Source organism: Rothia nasimurium (genome assembly GCF_928381705.1).
Taxonomy (GTDB): domain Bacteria; phylum Actinomycetota; class Actinomycetes; order Actinomycetales; family Micrococcaceae; genus Rothia; species Rothia nasimurium_G.
Map to the genome: position 1 here is coordinate 113,577 of NZ_CAKMSR010000001.1, position 14,083 is coordinate 127,659.

13 protein-coding genes are annotated in these 14,083 nt (G+C 61.3%); 6 read left to right on the forward strand and 7 right to left on the reverse strand.

Annotated features, from left to right (window positions below):
- Position 1 precedes the first annotated feature (1 nt).
- Positions 2-760, reverse strand: coding sequence for an NUDIX hydrolase (locus L6762_RS00565; RefSeq protein ID WP_237185066.1), 759 nt, complete (start codon positions 758-760; stop codon positions 2-4).
- Positions 753-1,655: an endonuclease III gene (nth, locus tag L6762_RS00570; RefSeq protein ID WP_237185067.1), complete on the reverse strand. Its 903-nt coding sequence runs from the start codon at positions 1,653-1,655 to the stop codon at positions 753-755. The genes L6762_RS00565 and nth overlap by 8 nt, the downstream gene beginning before the upstream one ends.
- A gap of 179 nt (positions 1,656-1,834) precedes the next feature.
- On the opposite strand from nth, the gene acs reads away from it, so the two are divergent.
- The 3 genes from acs to L6762_RS00585 all read left to right on the forward strand — a co-directional run bounded on the left by acs (position 1,835) and on the right by L6762_RS00585 (position 5,735).
- Positions 1,835-3,772 (forward strand): acetate--CoA ligase, encoded by a 1,938-nt coding sequence (gene acs / locus L6762_RS00575; RefSeq protein WP_185174160.1) that lies wholly within the window; start codon positions 1,835-1,837, stop codon positions 3,770-3,772.
- 214 nt (positions 3,773-3,986) lie between these two features.
- A complete protein-coding gene (gene aroQ, locus L6762_RS00580; RefSeq protein WP_237185069.1) occupies positions 3,987-4,442 on the forward strand; it encodes a type II 3-dehydroquinate dehydratase in 456 nt (151 codons plus the stop codon).
- A 9-nt stretch (positions 4,443-4,451) separates the two neighbouring features.
- On the forward strand, positions 4,452-5,735 hold the full coding sequence (locus L6762_RS00585; RefSeq protein ID WP_237185071.1) for an APC family permease: 1,284 nt from the start codon (positions 4,452-4,454) through the stop codon (positions 5,733-5,735).
- On the opposite strand, the gene L6762_RS00590 is transcribed toward L6762_RS00585, so the two are convergent.
- Positions 5,732-6,904, reverse strand: a complete 1,173-nt coding sequence (locus L6762_RS00590; RefSeq protein ID WP_237185079.1) for a MarP family serine protease — start codon at positions 6,902-6,904, stop codon at positions 5,732-5,734. The genes L6762_RS00585 and L6762_RS00590 overlap by 4 nt on opposite strands.
- Before the next feature lie 373 nt (positions 6,905-7,277).
- On the opposite strand from L6762_RS00590, the gene L6762_RS00595 reads away from it, so the two are divergent.
- Positions 7,278-7,955, forward strand: coding sequence for a Crp/Fnr family transcriptional regulator (locus L6762_RS00595; protein ID WP_237185080.1), 678 nt, complete (start codon positions 7,278-7,280; stop codon positions 7,953-7,955).
- A 108-nt stretch (positions 7,956-8,063) separates the two neighbouring features.
- Here L6762_RS00595 and L6762_RS00600 read toward each other — a convergent pair whose 3' ends face one another.
- The 4 genes from L6762_RS00600 to L6762_RS00615 form a co-directional block, all read right to left on the reverse strand.
- Entirely contained in the window at positions 8,064-9,140 is a 1,077-nt protein-coding gene (locus L6762_RS00600; RefSeq protein ID WP_237185081.1) for a hypothetical protein, read from the reverse strand.
- A gap of 2 nt (positions 9,141-9,142) precedes the next feature.
- On the reverse strand, positions 9,143-10,099 hold the full coding sequence (locus tag L6762_RS00605; protein WP_237185082.1) for an NUDIX hydrolase: 957 nt from the start codon (positions 10,097-10,099) through the stop codon (positions 9,143-9,145).
- A complete protein-coding gene (locus tag L6762_RS00610; RefSeq protein WP_237185083.1) occupies positions 10,092-10,568 on the reverse strand; it encodes a RidA family protein in 477 nt (158 codons plus the stop codon). The genes L6762_RS00605 and L6762_RS00610 overlap by 8 nt, the downstream gene beginning before the upstream one ends.
- Positions 10,569-10,657: 89 nt before the next feature.
- Positions 10,658-10,864 (reverse strand): DUF4177 domain-containing protein, encoded by a 207-nt coding sequence (locus L6762_RS00615; protein ID WP_185174154.1) that lies wholly within the window; start codon positions 10,862-10,864, stop codon positions 10,658-10,660.
- 121 nt (positions 10,865-10,985) lie between these two features.
- Between L6762_RS00615 and L6762_RS00620 the strand changes: the two genes are divergently transcribed.
- Entirely contained in the window at positions 10,986-13,115 is a 2,130-nt protein-coding gene (locus L6762_RS00620) for a transglycosylase domain-containing protein (protein ID WP_237185084.1), read from the forward strand.
- A 32-nt stretch (positions 13,116-13,147) separates the two neighbouring features.
- Positions 13,148-14,077, forward strand: a complete 930-nt coding sequence (locus tag L6762_RS00625) for a metallophosphoesterase (protein ID WP_423817072.1) — start codon at positions 13,148-13,150, stop codon at positions 14,075-14,077.
- The last annotated feature ends 6 nt before the right edge of the window (positions 14,078-14,083 follow it).

Here is a 14,083-nt window from a genome sequence, read left to right on the forward strand (position 1 = left end):
GCTAACTCCCAGCTTCCCGGGTGCGCTTCTTATCCCAGGGCTCTTCCCAGCCCAGCTCTTCAAAGACGCGGGACAGCAGGTTGCCGGTGAATCCCCAGATGATAAAGGGGGCGAAGTTGCCGGTTACCTCAAAAGCCGGGGATTTGTGCCTGGTCCGGCCGCGAGTCACCGTCATCGTCAGCCGGTTAGCCGGGTTCAGCAGGTCTGCCACCGGTACGCGCACCACCAGGGTTGACTCATTCCGGTCTACTGCCTCCACCGGGGTCGGTAGGTCCCACCAGCCCAGCACGGGAGTCACCCGGTAGTTACTCACCGGCAGATCAACCGCCGGGAGCTGGCCCAGCAGGCGCACCCCCTCAGCCTGCAGGCCGGTCTCTTCCACAGCCTCCCGCAGGGCAGCCACCTGCTGGACGGTTCGGCCGGTACGGGATGCCTCGTCGTAGTCCTCAGGGTCGATCCGCCCGCCGGGTAGGGCAGGCTGGCCGGCATGGTGACGCAAGGAGTCCGACCGCACCAGCACCAAGAGGTCAAGGTCTGACGCAACCGTGCCGCACCCGGTATTCTGCGCCGGAGCCTCATCAAGCACCCCCATCAGCACCAGCACAGCAGCCTCTTTAACGGTGCCCGGGTCCATCTGCCCAATCGGCCACGAATCCTCGGGGCGCACAACGCTCGGGGCCCGCTCCGCCAACTCCTGCAGGGCCGCTAGGGCAGGGTGCTGCCCCGCTATCTCTTCCCCTGATATCTTTTTCCTAAGCACTGAGCGTCCACCCCTCTTCCCGCAGCTGACGACGGGTAGCGCCCTGCACAAAGCGCAGGTGCAGGCGCTCACGCCCCGGGGCCATCTCGTACTTGAGCAGTTTCTCTGCCGCCACCGGGTTGGTTTCACCGCTGCCGTAAGCCGGGCAGAGGTCGGCAACGGGGCAGGCCCCGCAGGCCGGTTTTTGGGCGTGACAGATGCGGCGGCCGTGGTAGACCAGCCGGTGGGAAAGCTGCGTCCAGTCCTTGGGTTCAAAAAGCTCGGCGACGTCGCGTTCGACCTTAACGGGGTCGTCTTCAGTGGTAAAGCCAAAGCGGCGGGCTAGGCGGCCGAAGTGGGTATCGACGGTAATTCCCGGCTTGCCAAAGGCATTACCCAGCACCACGAAAGCGGTTTTTCGCCCCACCCCGGGGAGCTTCACCAGTTCCTCAAGCCTGCCCGGTACCTGCCCGCGGTGATCTGCCACCAGCTGGGCAGCCAGATTCACGATTGCTTTGGCCTTGGAGCGGTAGAAGCCCAGGGGCCGCACAATGTCTTCCACGTCTTCGATTCGGGCGGACGCCAACGCCGCCGCATCGGGGTAGCGGGCAAAAAGTTCGGGGGTGGTGGCATTCACGCGCACATCGGTGGTTTGGGCTGAGAGCACGGTAGCTACCAGGAGCTCAAAGGGGTTATCAAAATCGAGTTCGGCAACCGCATAGGGGTAGGTCTCCCCCAAAATACGGTTGATTTTGCGGGCACGACGGGTGAGCGCTAGGGGGCTTTCGGCCTCACCGCGAGCTGCCGCGCGGGCGTGCTTTCGGGCGGACGCTCGCGCCTTGGGCTCGGGTACAGAGCGGGTTTCAAGCTGGGCGAGCTCGTCAGGGCTAAGAGGTACATCGGCATGTAGGGGCATATACCCAAGCCTACCGCCGCCCGTCCTTGCGGTACCCGGGTTAGCTGCCACTGGCGTCCTGATTTCGCGTAACACGAACGCACAAATTTGTGACTAGCGCTACAGGGTGCGCTAAGGTGAGAAAAAGTCCGTTTGTGGCGCACATCAATGACGCGCCCCACAGAACAGGAAGGCACACCATGACCGACACCCAGGACGTCTTCGCCCCCAGCGCCGAATTCTCAGCCCAGGCCAACGCTCAGCCCGGCATCTACGAAGAAGCCAAAGAAAAAGGCACCGAATTTTGGGCAGAACAGGCCCGCAACCTGCTCACCTGGTACAAGCCCTTCACCGAAACCCTCGACTGGTCCAACCCGCCCTTCGCCAAGTGGTTCGCAGACGGCGAGCTCAACGCCTGCTACAACGCCGTAGACCGCCATGTTGAAGCAGGTAACGGCGACCGCACCGCCATCCTTTTTGAGGGCGAGCCCGGCGACACCAAGTCCTACACCTACGCAGAGCTCAAGGACGAGGTCTCCCGCGTAGCCAACGGCATCGAATCCCTGGGTGTTTCTAAGGGCGACCGCGTTGCTATCTACATGCCCATGATTGCCGAAGCTGTGATCGCCATGCTGGCTTGCGCCCGCATCGGCGCTGTGCACTCGGTCGTCTTCGGCGGCTTCTCAGCCGACGCCCTGCTCTCCCGCATCGAGGATGGCGAAGCCAAGCTGGTCATCACCGCCGACGGCTCCTTCCGCCGCGGCAAGCCCTCCATGCTCAAGCCCGCCGTCGACACCGCCCTGGCCAAGGGGGGCTCTTCGGTCGAAAAGGTTCTGGTCGTCAAGCGCAACGGCGAAGATATCAACTGGGTTGAGGGCCGCGACGTCTGGTGGCACGAGCTGGTCGCCGAGCAGTCCACCGAGCACGAACCCTCCCGCCAGAACGCCGAAGACCCCCTCTTCATCCTCTACACCTCCGGCACCACCGGTAAGCCCAAGGGTATTCTGCACACCACCGGCGGCTACCTCACCCAGGGCGCTTTCACCCACAAGAACATCTTCGACCTCAAGCCCGAAACCGACATCTACTGGTGCACCGCAGACGTCGGCTGGGTCACCGGCCACTCCTACGTCGCCTACGGCCCCCTGGTCAACGGCTCCACCCAGGTCATCTACGAAGGCACCCCCGATGCCCCGCACCGCGGCCGCTTCTGGGAAATCGTGCAGAAGTACGGGGTGACCATCATGTACACCTCCCCCACCGCTATCCGCACCATGATGAAGTGGGGCGAGGACATCCCCGCCCAGTACGACCTCTCTACCCTGCGCGTCCTCGGCACCGTGGGCGAAGCCATCAACCCCGAAGCCTGGCGCTGGTTCCACCGCGTCATCGGCGGCGGCAAGTGCCCCATCGTCGACACCTGGTGGCAGACCGAGACCGGTGCAATTATGGTCTCCCAGCTGCCCGGCATCACCGCAGCCAAGCCCGGCAGCGCCCAGCAGCCCATTCCCGGCATCACCATCGACGTGGTGGACGACCTGGGCGAGTCCCTGCCCAACGAGCAGTCCGGCTTCCTGACCATCCGCGAGCCCTGGCCCTCCATGCTCCGCACCATCTGGGGCGACGACGACCGCTTCGTCGACACCTACTGGTCCCGCTTCGAAAAGATGTACTTCGCCGGCGATGGCGCCAAGCGCGACGCCGACGGCGACCTCTGGGTCCTGGGCCGTGTGGACGACGTCATGAACGTCTCCGGCCACCGCCTCTCCACCCCCGAGATTGAATCAGCTCTGGTCTCCCACCCCGCCGTCGCCGAAGCAGCGGTTGTTGGTGCAGCCGATGAGACCACCGGCCAGGCCGTCATGGCCTTCGTCATCCTCAACGACGAGGCCAAGGCAGCAGGGCACGACGAGACCGAGCTGGCAGAGCAGATTCGCGCTCACGTGGGCGTCGAAATCTCCCCGATTGCCAAGCCCAAGCGCGTGCTGATTGTGGATGATCTGCCCAAGACCCGCTCCGGCAAGATCATGCGCCGCCTGCTCAAGGACGTCGCCGAAGACCGCCCGGTCGGCGACACCACCACCCTGGCAGACCCCACCGTCATGGAAGCTATCGAGGCTAACTTCAAGAAGGGTTAGCAGCGCGATATAACAGGATGTGGGGCATGCGTGCCCGCCGACTAACCTTCTTGCTGGCTCGCAAGCAATTCATGCCAGCCCCAGCCAGTCGGCTTTGGCACGCATGCCCCACATCTATCGAAGTTAGTGTTCTTTGATTAAACGCCCGCCCCAGTGTGCTCCATCTATGGCTGCAAGCTGGAGGCGGGCGTTTTCGTGTGAAAAACTAGAACCTATGGCAACACCACAGACTGCACCACGACATATCTCCGTGATTAACGGCCCCAACCTCAACCTGCTCGGCGTGCGCAAACCCGAGATTTACGGGCGCACCACCCTAGCCGACATCGAAGCAACCCTGCGCGTCCAAGCCGCCGAGCTGGGCTACGAGATCAGCTTCATGCAGTCCAACCACGAGGGCGACCTCATCGACGCAATCCAGGCAGCCCGTACCGCGTCCGCCGGTATCATCATCAACCCGGCCGCCTACACCCACACCTCTGTGGCCCTGCACGACGCCCTCGAAGCGGCCGAGCTGCCGGTTGTCGAAGTGCACCTCTCTAACGTGCACAAGCGGGAGCCCTTCCGCCACCACTCCTACGTCTCACCACAGGCGACCGCCGTGATTGCAGGTGCAGGTGCCCAGGGCTACGAGCTGGCGCTCTCCTTCCTAGCCCGCCACCTGGGCTAGTTCGGCACGATGGCTACCCAACCTCGGGCACAGCTGACCCTCACCGACGCCGTCTGCATCGGTGCCGGGTCCATGATTGGGGCTGGCCTCTTTGCTGCCTTCGCGCCGGCAGCGGCAGCAGCTGGGAACTGGCTGCTGCTCTCCTTAGCCCTAGCTGCCTTTCTCGCCTTCGCTAATGCGACCTCTTCGGCCCAGCTGGCCGCCCAGCACCCCGAATCAGGCGGTACCTACATCTACGGCAGCCGCCAGCTCGGCCACATCTGGGGCTTTGCGGCGGGGTGGTGCTTCGTCATCGGTAAAACGGCCAGCTGCGCCGCTATGGCCATGACTTTTGCCGCTTATCTGGCACCGGGCTATGAAAAGTTCCTGGCTATCGCAGCAGTTGCTGCCCTCACAGCTGTCAATTACAGGGGTATCACCCGTACCGCGGCCCTCACTAAAATCCTGGTTACGCTGGTGCTCTTAGCCCTGGCCGTCTTTTTCGGGGCAGTCCTACTCGGGGTAGCCCCCGACCCGGCGATCACCAGCCCAAACGCAGGAGCCGGGGCGGGAGCGTCCGCCACACCCACTAGCCCGGTGACAACTATCTACGGGGTGATGCAGGGCGCTGGCCTGCTCTTCTTTGCCTTCGCCGGCTACGCCCGTATTGCCACCATGGGGTCAGAGGTCAAAGACCCCGCCCGCATCATTCCGCGGGCTATCATCATTGCCCTGACGCTGGTGGGCACCCTGTACCTGCTAGTTGCCCTCGCGCTCATCCACCAGCTGGGTTATGCGGGCTTGGCAGGAACGTCCGCCCCGCTGGCTGCGGCGGTAGGGTCGTCCGCACCCCTGAGCGCCCTCATGGGTATCGCGGCTTCCATCGGTGCGCTCGGAGCCCTGCTGGCCCTTATCACCGGTATCGGCCGCACCGGGCACGCCATGGCTGCCCACCGCGACCTGCCCGCCTATTTTGCGCACCTACACCCGGTCTACGGGGTGCCCTACCGGCTAGAGATCACCGTAGCGGTGGCTGTGACCACCCTGATTCTGTTCTTTGATGTGCGCGGTGCTATCGGCTTTTCATCCTTTGGCGTGCTGCTCTACTACTGCGTGGCGAACCTGGCAGCCTTCACACAAACAGCCCCCTACCGCCGCTACCCGCGCGCCCTGCAGGTTGCCGGGGCAGCGGGCTGCTGCTTGGTGGTGGGGACGCTGCCGCCCGCCTCTATCGCAGGCGGGTTACTTCTGCTGGGGGTGGGGCTAGCGGTTTATCTTCTGTACGCCCGCCCCACCCAGACCGCGAAGCCCTAGTTAGGTACGCACTGGCCGGTGGCAACCTCGGGTGAGGCTGCGCTGACCTGGGTTAGAGCCTCAATGATCTGCGAGGCCGGAACAGCGTAGCCGGTCTGGCTCTGGGTCGACTTAGCAAAGACCATAGCCATGACCTGCCCATCCTCGGTGAGCACAGGACCGCCGGAGTTACCCTGCTGAACCTGGGCAGCTAGCTGGTAGACCAGGCGGGAGGGGTTGGTTTCCCCGGTCTGCGCGTTGATGGTTTGGGTGTAGCCGAGCCCCTGGACAATCGCTGCCCGGCTGGCGAAGGGGCCGCCGCCCGGGTAGCCCATAAAGGCAACCTCGGTGTCCGAAGCGACCTCGGCTTCGTTCAGAGCCAGGGGGGCGAGGGCCAGGTCGGGGGCGCTGATAATGGCGATATCGCGTTCAGTATCGTAGTAGACCACATCGCCCGTTGCAGCCTGACCGTCGCGGCTCAGCAGGGTAGGGGTGCTCACGCCCGCAACCACGTGCGCGTTGGTGACCACTAGACCACCGTCCACCACGAAACCCGAACCCTCAGATGTGTAATTACAAGCCTGGGCTGCACCCACAACCTGCACCACCGACCAGCCAGCTTCTTCCAGCGCAGCTGTTTCAAGGGTGCCGAGCGGGGCGGACTGCTCGGGGTAAAGCAGCTGAGAAATCTCGGGCAGGCCGGTGGCCTGCACAATCTGGCCCCGAACCTCGGTTACTTTTTCCTGCACGGACGCCGGGGTCACCTGCATCATCCAGGTCACCACCTTAGATTCCGCGGCGAGGGCGGTAACCGCTGGGATACCCAGGGGGCGGACGACCAGCACCACGGTCACGATGACCAGCGAGGCCAGCACCATGTTGAGAACACCGCCTGCAAGTCGCTCTAGACCGCGCAGGGGCGTGCGGTCGCTTGCCCTGCGGATTGCGCTACCCAGGGTCATACCCAGGGTCTGCCCCAGCACCAGACAGGCGAGCACTGTACCCAGTCCGGCAAGAAGGTACCACCGTGAATCAACCTGGTCAATGACCCAGGGGGTGGCGTACATAGCTGCAACCGCACCCAGCACAAACCCAACAAAGGTACCCAGGGTGACAAAGAGCCCCTGCCGTACACCGGCCAAGAAGTAGAGGGCAATGATAGCAATAATGACCCAGTCAAGAACGGTCATGATTCTCCATTCAACGGGGAAGGCCAAACGGGCTAGGCTCCACCCTATGCCGCCTCAGTAAAAATAGGCCGAGCGGACGCTGGGAGCTCTGCCGGGACTCAGCCCTCACAGGAATACCACAGCCTACACGTCCAACCTGAAAAAATAGGCGGAAACTCAGGAAAAATTCTCGGTGAAGGGACTAAGCTCTAGGCGCTTTGGGTATCGAAAGCATCAAATATCCTGTAGGCTCGTATTAGTTGAATATGTCACAGATAAAAGTGCTGTGTGATGAACTAGGCAAAGACTATGCTTAGAAGTCTGCCCGCCCTGTGTGTACAGGGCACTGCACTCGAATCGCCCTTTAGATCCACATCAGGAGTAAAAGAGAACCATGGATATTGAAGTACTACGCCGTGCTCCGCTGTTCGCTTCACTCGACGACGAAGCCTTTGCAGCGCTAACCAAAGACATCACCGAAGTCGACCTTTCACGCGGCGCTACCCTCTTCTACGAAGGTGACCAGGGCGACCAGCTCTACTTCGTCATCTCAGGCAAGATGAAGCTGGGTCGCACCGCTTCCGATGGCCGCGAGAACCTGGTAGCTATCATGGGCCCCGGCGAAATCTTCGGCGAAATGGCCCTGTTCGACCCCTCACCCCGCTCAACCAGCGCAACCGCTGTCTCTGAGACCCGCCTGGCAGGTGTCAAGCACGAGTCCCTGCGTAAGGCTATGGAGAAGTCCCCCAACATCTCCGCCCAGGTTCTGCAGGCCCTGGCCCGCCGCCTGCGCCGTACCAACGAGAACCTGGCTGACCTGGTCTTCTCAGACGTTCCCGGTCGCGTTGCCAAGGCCCTGCTTGACCTGGCTGACCGTTTCGGTCGCCCCGCCACCGACGGTGTGTTGGTTGCCCACGAACTGACCCAGGAAGAGCTGGCCCAGCTGGTCGGCGCTTCCCGCGAAACCGTGAACAAGGCCCTGGCCGAGTTCGTTTCCCGTGGCTGGATCCGCCTGGAGGCTCGCGCTGTGGTCATCCTCGACCTGCAGCGTCTGCGCCAGCGCTCCCGCTAAGGTGGGGCGGGCGTCCGGCCTGCTCTCAATACTCTAAAACCGGGTGGTCAGCTCTAGCTGACCACCCGGTTTTTTGCACCTACCCCGGGCAGGGGCGGACGCCGGTGGTTAGCGGGTCTGCCAGGTGAGGCCGTCGGATGAGGTGATGAGGGTGGTGCTACTTGAGGGAACCCAGGCCGGATAGCCAACTTCAAGGGTGTAGGTTCCGTTAGTGTAGTGGGCCTCTAACAGGTAGGAGGCGGCTGGGTCTAGCTCGTGGGTAGTCCAGGTGAGCCCGTTATCTGCGCTGGTCAGCAGTGTGGCCCCTTCGGCCCGGGCTTGGCAGTAGACCAGAACTGTCTTACTGAGGCGCTGGTGACCGCAGAGCTCTAGGGATTTGGCTCCAACCGTAGAGATTTTTCCGCCCATAAGCCAGTGACCCTGGTCGGTGTAGGTTGCGGCGTAGATGTCGTTGCTGTTGGCCAGAACCAGGCCGAAGGTTCCGCTCTCGTCGATGTCGGTGACGTTTTCAGCCTCAACCGGGGTAAGCGGAGCGGGAGTGTAGGGCTGGTCGGTGGGCTCGGGGGCAGGCATTGAGGGTGCGGACGGAGTGAAGGCATCTGGCACCCGAATCTCATCCAGGCTGCTCGGCGGTGTGGGGGTGGCCTTACCGTCGTAGTTGTTGTACCAGCAGACATAGCTATCGCCAAGGTCACGGGCAAATATCAGGTAGGTCTGCTCTAGCTGCCTGCAGGAGTCACCCCCAAATGGGGTTCTGACCTGGTAATAGGTTTTTCCCTCAATCTCGTAGCGCGTCCAGTTGTTGCCCAGCACCAACAAGAAGATAAAGAAAAGAGTCATCAATAGGGCAAGAGCACTTGCCAGCAAGAACAGAAGTCCTTGGGCGAACCAGGTGGTTAGCAAGACCAGGGTGCTGCTTCTAGCTCCATCTGGCTGGGGGATTTTTCCCAGGCTCTTGAGGATATAGGCGGTACCACACACCAGTAAGGTAAGGGCCGCCAGGTAAAAAAGCCCCAGGCAGAAAAGACCAACCTCGGGGATGAGCAAGAAACCCAACGCGTCCACCCCATACCGGCCACCGGCAATCACCACCAAAAGAAAGCAGGCCCCCAGGGTCGCCCATCTGGTAAGTCTCTGTGAGAACGAGATGGGTACTGGGCTGGGGGCCTGATGCTTGAGGGGCACGACTAGACCTTTTTCTCCTGCACCGCCAGGTAGCAGGTGCCAGCGGCGTCCTGCTTGACCTCGGGCAGGTAGAGGGAAACCTGACGTCGTTTAGCCAGAAAGGCTACCGCCCCCGATGAGGCAGCCAGCTGTTCAAGCAGGTACATGACGCCGGGGGTCACTAGCTCTTGGAAGGGAACCCCGATGGTGTCCTCCTGCCCAATTTCATTACCGAGCTCCACGCTTGTGGGGTGGGCAACCAGGTCACGCACGTTCACCCAGCGCCCCCAGATACCCTTGCCAGCTAGCAGGGAGGGGTTCTGCCCCACCGGCACCGCGCAGGTGAAGTAGTGAATGTCGTAGCGCTTGTGGAAGAAGCCCGGCGACTGCCAACGAGCTAAGGGTTTGAGCAGGTCGGCGCGAATCTTCAGGCCCCGGCGTTCAAGGTAGTCAGCAAAGGTCTTATCCTGCTGGGCAACGGCCTGGCGGGAAGCCATGCATTCGTGCCCGCTAGTGAGTTCGATGGTTGAGAGCTCTCCGCTACCTGCTAGCAGCACACCGGTCTCTTCAAAGAGCTCACGCACTGCGGTGACCACAACTGCGTGCGCTGCCCCCAGGTCGTCCTCGCTAAAAGCCTTAGCCCAGTAGTCACCACCGGGCCCCACCCAGCCGGTAGGGGCGGCGTCCTCGGGCACGCCTAACCCGCCGGGGAAGGCAACCCGCCCCATGGGCGATTTCACGCGGTAGGTCATAAAAGTTTCGGGCCCTGAGGCGCCATCACGCACAAAAACAACCGCGGCTGCGGGCTTGGCCGCGCGCGGGGTGCACTCTCCTTCATCGAGCCAGGTACGGGCTGACTCCTGCTGGCTTGACGGGATGGGGTGGGTTTTGGGGGCCGGAGCCGCCGCCGAGACATAGGGGGCGGACGCCGGCGGCGGCACCCGCTTGAGGGCGCCGGTATACATGGGTTGGCTAGGCATATTCCACAATGATTTCAACTTCTACCGGGGAGTCCAGCGGTAGTACCGGCACGCCAACGGCTGAGCGGGCGTGCACGCCTGCCTCGCCAAAGACCTCGCCCAAAAGCAGGGAGGCCCCGTTGATGACGGCGGGCTGGCCGGTGAAGGAGGGGTCTGACGAAACGAAGCCGACCACCTTGACCACGCGGGTGACGCGGTCAAGATCGCCGATAACGGACTTGACGGCAGCCAGGGCGTTCAGAGCTGAGAGGCTAGCCAGTTTCTGGGCGGTCTCGGGGTCTATAAAGCCTTCGGCGTCGGAGTCGGAGACCTTACCGGTGGCGGGCAGCTCGCCCTTAACGAAAGGCAGCTGGCCCGAGGTGTAGACGTAGTTACCGCTGGTGACGGCAGGAACGTAGGCGGCTACCGGGGCTGCCAGCTCGGGCAGGTCGTAGCCAAGTTCTTTGAGGCGGTCTTCGATCTTTGACACGGTATACCTTCTTGAAAAGCAATGTTTCTAGGGGCCAAAAACCGGGCTCGTGGCTATGGTCAGCCTGAACCCGGTTCTGGTGTGAGTATTTAGTTACTAGCCTTCTTGCGCTTGAAGTAGGCGATCGGATTACCCTGAGTGGGAGCAACCATGTTTCCGGCGGGAGTGGCGCCGCTAGGAGCGGGGGCACCGGGGAGCACGGTAACGAGCTCCCAGCCGTCTTCACCCCAGTTATCGAGGATCTGCTTGGTTGCGTGAATCATCAGGGGCACTGTTGCGTATTCCCATTTTTCCATAGCACCAAGCCTAGACCACCGGGGCTAAAAAGACGACTCTTACATCTCTCACAGGTTTTTCTTGGGTGGCTGTGACATGCATGCCGGTGCGCTTTTCGCCCTGAGCCGATAAACTGATGCAATGGCTTCTTCAAAGAATGTGCGAAAGAGGCGCCGTAGTCCCGGCGACCTTGTTCAGTTTATTGCGCTGAGCATCATTGCCGGTTTTATTGCGGCGCTGATTATGGTGCCGCCCGCTACAGCTCTCAGTGCATCCATTAATGCATCAATGAACTGGTTTAAGAGTCTGCCCGCCTCCCTGAGTGACGGACCGCTCTCTCAGCCGTCCGTCATCTACGCAAATGACGGAAAAACTGAGCTGGCGTCCTACTATGCCCAGAACCGTACCGAGGTGGCGCTGGACGACATTTCCCAACATATGAAGGACGCGATTCTTTCGTCCGAGGACCGTAACTTCTACGAGCACGGTGCGGTTTCCCCCATGGGTATCGCGCGTGCCCTGGTCAACAACATCATTAACCCTGAAGCCCGTCAGGGTGCTTCTACTCTGACCCAGCAGTACGTCAATAACCTTCTGATTGATGCCGCTGAGCAGGCAGGCACCGAGGCAGGTACCTTGGGTGCTAATAAGGACTACCTTGATAAGATCAAGGAATTTAAGCTGGCCATCTCGATGGAGCAGAATCTCTCCAAGGACCAGATTCTTGAGGGCTACCTCAACATCATCAACCTGGGTGGTTCCAACTACGGTGTAGAGGCCGCAGCCTACTACTATTGGGGCATTTCAGCATCAGAGCTCAGCATCTCCCAATCGGCAATTCTGGCGGGCATGGTGGTTTCACCTAACGTCTACCGCCCCGATGTTAACCCCGAACTGTCCAAGGAACGTCGCGATGTGGTGCTGGGCACTATGCTCCGCGACGGCAAGATTACCGAGGACGAATACTCGGATGCCCTGAACGAAGAGATTACTCTCGATATTCACACCACCCCCATGGGCTGCTCAACCGCCGGCGACTTTGCGCATTTCTGTAGGTACGCAATATTTGATTTCCTGGGTGACGAGACCTACGGTGCCACCAAAGAGGACCGTGAAAATGCCCTCTACCGCGGCGGCTACAAGATCGTTACCACCGTTGACCCTGATGCCCAGAAGGACGCCAAGACCCAGGTTGAGGCCACCCAGCCTTCCACCAACAACCCCGATCGCGTCAGCGCCGCTCTCGTTTCCGTTGCTCCCGGTACCGGCAAGATTATTGCCATGGCCCAGAACTCCGGCTACGGCCCTTCTGATACGAGCAACTTTGCTGATAACTACTTCAACTTCAATGCAGATGTGGATCACGGTGGTACAGCAGGCTTCCAGCCGGGTTCTACCTTCAAGGCCGTGATTCTGGCCCAGTGGATTAAAGACGGTAAGGGCGTCAACGCTACTATTGACGGCACCTCACTGAGCTACCCCAAGGACTTCCGCTGGCCCGCTACCTGTGAAAAAAACGGCTACGTTACCTCTGAGGATGAGGAAGGGTACGTCTTTACCAATTCTGAAGGCGGTAACCAGAGCTGGGGCACTGTAGCCTACGGTCTGAAGAACTCCATTAACTCCTACGCCATTAAGATGGCTTCGGTTACTGATGCCTGTGCCATCAACGATTTGCGAGCCAAGCTCCGCATCACCGACGGCACCGGTTCAGACCCCTACACTATTACCCGCCCCGCCTATCTTCTGGGTGGTTGGGAACGCGGTACCACTCCGCTGATTATGGCTTCGGCTTATGCAACCTTTGCCAGTGGTGGCACCTACTGCGAGCCCATGTCGCTGGAAAAGGTCAGCAAGGGCGATACCGAGGTCAAGACCTATGAGTCCACCTGCGAACGCGTACTTGAAGAGGACGTTGCCAACGGTGTGAACTATGTGCTCAAGCAGGTTCTGGTGGACGGCTCGGGTTACCAGCGCGGCATTGGCCTGACCGATGCGTCCGCTGCTAAAACCGGTACCACCGATAACTCTGCCCAGACCTGGACCGTGGGGTACACGCGCGGCCTTTCCACCGCGTCATGGGTGGGCAGCATAGAAAACACCTCTCGCCCCCTCAACGGCCTTTCCATCAACGGTAGGGTTCTGAGCTACGTGGACGGTGCCACCTACGCAGGTGCCCAGTGGCAGAAGTTCATGCAGGCCCAGGCTAAGAACTACAACACCGATAAGTTCGATACCCCCTCGAACACGGTTCTTGGTACTAACCAGTAAGGACTCCCTTGAATTCTCAGAATTCTCGTGGCGTGGCGGCTTCAGCTGGCACCCTGGCTCAGACCCTTTCAGGGGTTCTGGCAGCGGGTGCTGTAGCTGGGGCCGCCACGGCCGCTTATGCCCACTTTATTGAGCTCAATAACTTCCAGGTACGTAGGGAAACCCTGCCGATTCTGCCGGCAAGTAGCCCCGATTTTAAGATTCTGCATATCTCGGATATGCATATGATTCCGGGGCAGGCCCAGAAAACCGCCTTTATGCATTCTCTGGCCGAGCTAGAGCCTGACCTGGTCATCAATACCGGCGATAACCTCTCCCATCTCGACGGTCTTCCCGCCCTACTAGAGGCCCTGGACCCTCTGCTGGATTTCCCGGGTGTCTATGTGCCCGGCTCTAACTGCTACTTTGCCCCGGTGCCCAAAAACCCGGCCCGCTACCTCTGGAAGAAGAACACCGGGGACGAGGCCAACGACCAAACCCGCGCGGTACTCCCCACCCAGGTGATGCACGATGCCTTCGATGCCCGCGGCTGGATAGGGCTGATCAACCGCTACGAGACGCTCACCCTTGGAGGGCTGCGCCTAGAGTTTTCTGGGGTGGACGACCCTCACCTGGAGTACGACCGCCACCCCGGCTTCTCCCCCACCGCTTTCGATGCGGAGCCGGGCCCGAGCGTCCGCTTGGGTGTCTGCCATGCCCCCTACCTGCGCACCCTCGACCGCTTTGCGGACGACGGCGCCCAGGCTATCTTTGCCGGCCACACCCACGGCGGGCAGGTCTGCCTGCCCGGCGGGCGGGCCCTGGTGTCCAACTGCGATCTGCCACCGGCCCGGGCCAAGGGTCTCTCCTACCAGGGGGACGTGCCCGTGCAGGTGACGGCTGGCCTGGGCACCTCACGCTATGCCCAGGTGCGCCTCTTCTGCCCGCCCGAAGCCGTACTGGTGACCCTAACCGCCAGGTAATCTATC

Excerpts from the sequence above, each read along its gene's own strand:
- nth (WP_237185067.1), bottom strand. The coding sequence starts at position 1,655 with ATGCCCCTACATGCCGATGTACCTCTTAGCCCTGACGAGCTCGCCCAG.
- acs (WP_185174160.1), top strand. The coding sequence starts at position 1,835 with ATGACCGACACCCAGGACGTCTTCGCCCCCAGCGCCGAATTCTCAGCC.
- aroQ (WP_237185069.1), top strand. The coding sequence starts at position 3,987 with ATGGCAACACCACAGACTGCACCACGACATATCTCCGTGATTAACGGC.
- L6762_RS00585 (WP_237185071.1), top strand. The coding sequence starts at position 4,452 with ATGGCTACCCAACCTCGGGCACAGCTGACCCTCACCGACGCCGTCTGC.
- L6762_RS00590 (WP_237185079.1), bottom strand. The coding sequence starts at position 6,904 with ATGACCGTTCTTGACTGGGTCATTATTGCTATCATTGCCCTCTACTTC.
- L6762_RS00595 (WP_237185080.1), top strand. The coding sequence starts at position 7,278 with ATGGATATTGAAGTACTACGCCGTGCTCCGCTGTTCGCTTCACTCGAC.
- L6762_RS00605 (WP_237185082.1), bottom strand. The coding sequence starts at position 10,099 with ATGCCTAGCCAACCCATGTATACCGGCGCCCTCAAGCGGGTGCCGCCG.
- L6762_RS00615 (WP_185174154.1), bottom strand. The coding sequence starts at position 10,864 with ATGGAAAAATGGGAATACGCAACAGTGCCCCTGATGATTCACGCAACC.
- L6762_RS00620 (WP_237185084.1), top strand. The coding sequence starts at position 10,986 with ATGGCTTCTTCAAAGAATGTGCGAAAGAGGCGCCGTAGTCCCGGCGAC.